Source organism: Gluconobacter vitians, from assembly GCF_015244565.1.
GTDB lineage: Bacteria > Pseudomonadota > Alphaproteobacteria > Acetobacterales > Acetobacteraceae > Gluconobacter > Gluconobacter vitians.
Genome location: NZ_JABCQG010000067.1, coordinates 1 through 1,820, shown reverse-complemented (window position 1 = coordinate 1,820; position 1,820 = coordinate 1). Strand labels below are relative to the sequence as shown.

Genomic DNA, 1,820 nt, shown 5'->3' with positions numbered 1-1,820 from the left:
GAGAAAATTATTTCATCCAATTCATTCTTTGAGACAGGGCTAAAAATTGCTATACAGGTCAGTAACTTGGCTTCCATAATCTTGAGTTTGAGAAATATTTATTATGAAGACCGCTATTATTTTTAAAACTCATATATGGGATAATATTGTCGAGAGAAATTTCCTCTTATGTAAAAGAAATAGTAAAAATTCAGATATTTTTATTATTTTTGATCCTGTTCTTGGTCGCCCACTTCCTGAAAAATATCAAAAAGAAGAAAAAGTTTTTCTTGTTCCGTACTCTGATATCGAAAAACTTGGACTTGAGTATGGTATGGACGAAAGGCGTGGAGGGTATTGGTATAATGGAGACTATCACCAGAACCTTTTCATACTGGCCCACCCTGAATACGACTATATCTGCTCCGTTGAAAATGATGTGGCGACCCATCTGTCAATAGATAATATTTTCTCTCAGATGGCTGCAAAAAATGTAGATGTTATTTATCATCCTCAAACACAGCCAAATGAACAGTGGAGCCATCTTGAAGGCAGCATAGGTTATACTGATACTTCTGAATATATCCACAAAGGACTCTTCTGCGTTTCATTTTTCTCAAGAAGAGCGGCTTTCTACATTTTGCGGCGTCGCATGGAGATGTCGCACCTGAAAAGGGAGAAAGGTCTCTCTACATGGCCAATTGGTGAGACGGTCATGGTACATGAACCCGTTCAAGCCGGAATGAATGTAGATCTTCTAATCAATTATTGTGATCATCTCCAGATGTATGACTGGGCCCCCTGTTATCTGGAGTGCGAAGAAATTTCTGCAGAGGGTAGAACATTTATTCATCCTGTCACAAATCTGAATAATAAGTTCATTATTTCAAATTTCTATCAAGACTATCATGCGATGTTCTCAGAAATGGAAGTCATTGAAGGAAAATCTCGCCACAGGGCGCGTATTATAAACGATCTTGAAATATACAGTCGCCTTTTTAACTCTGTACATGCGCAATGGTCACCAGACCGATGGGAACCAATACTGCAAGATGCCGAAAAATACCTTAACAAGGATGGAAAAGAGATTCTTGGCGGTAAAAACATTTTAGGATCAGAAAATATTATGATCCAGGCTGCGCAGAATCCGCATCATATCGATAAGATTTTCACATCTGCACTTCCTAACTGGGATCAGAGATACGCAGTCTCATTGCAGCCGGATGAAATCATGCACGTGGTTATCCCAGCACAGGCTCAGTGCCTGACAGCGATAATTGGGACGACGCAGGATAATATTCTGGAAAATATGAGAGCAGTACATTCAGACAATGAAAATCTGGAGATTGAATATAGAAAATCGTGGCGAGGAATGCATTTCTTCAGCGTGAACATTCCACGTGCAACGAATGCCTTTTGCATTAAAGCTCTTTCCTTTCCCTTGGATCTATATTCACTTCGAGTTATCTCAAGTGATGATTTTACTTAAATAAAAAATATAGGCTTTATCTTGAGGTGATCACCTCAAGATAGACCTTCTCCATTGCAAGAGATCGGTTTGTCATTGGCTGACAGGCTATTGTGAAGCAGCAGAGCGGGTCTTTTTTGCATTCGAAGCCTCAAGAGGCACGAACAACCATATTGCCGATCATATGTTGCAAGCCATAAGTCAGTTTCAGATCCAATGCTAGGGCCTAGAGGTGGACCCGTCTGTTCGGACAGTTTTTGGATTTGAATAAGCTATACCCGGTTATTGTTATGCCGCCATTCTGACGGCGTTGCTGTTGGCCCTCTGGTCCTGGGTTAACCCCCGACCAGAGATCGTCGGCGCGCCATGATAC

1 protein-coding gene is annotated in these 1,820 nt (G+C 40.9%); it reads left to right on the top strand.

All coding sequences use genetic code 11. The annotated features are described in order from the left end of the window. Positions 1-103: 103 nt before the first annotated feature. Positions 104-1,468 carry a hypothetical protein gene (locus HKD24_RS15030; RefSeq protein WP_194260960.1) on the top strand — a complete coding sequence of 455 codons (1,365 nt, stop codon included), beginning with the start codon at positions 104-106 and terminating at the stop codon, positions 1,466-1,468. Positions 1,469-1,820: the final 352 nt, after the last annotated feature.

Excerpts from the sequence above, each read along its gene's own strand:
- HKD24_RS15030 (WP_194260960.1), top strand. The coding sequence starts at position 104 with ATGAAGACCGCTATTATTTTTAAAACTCATATATGGGATAATATTGTC.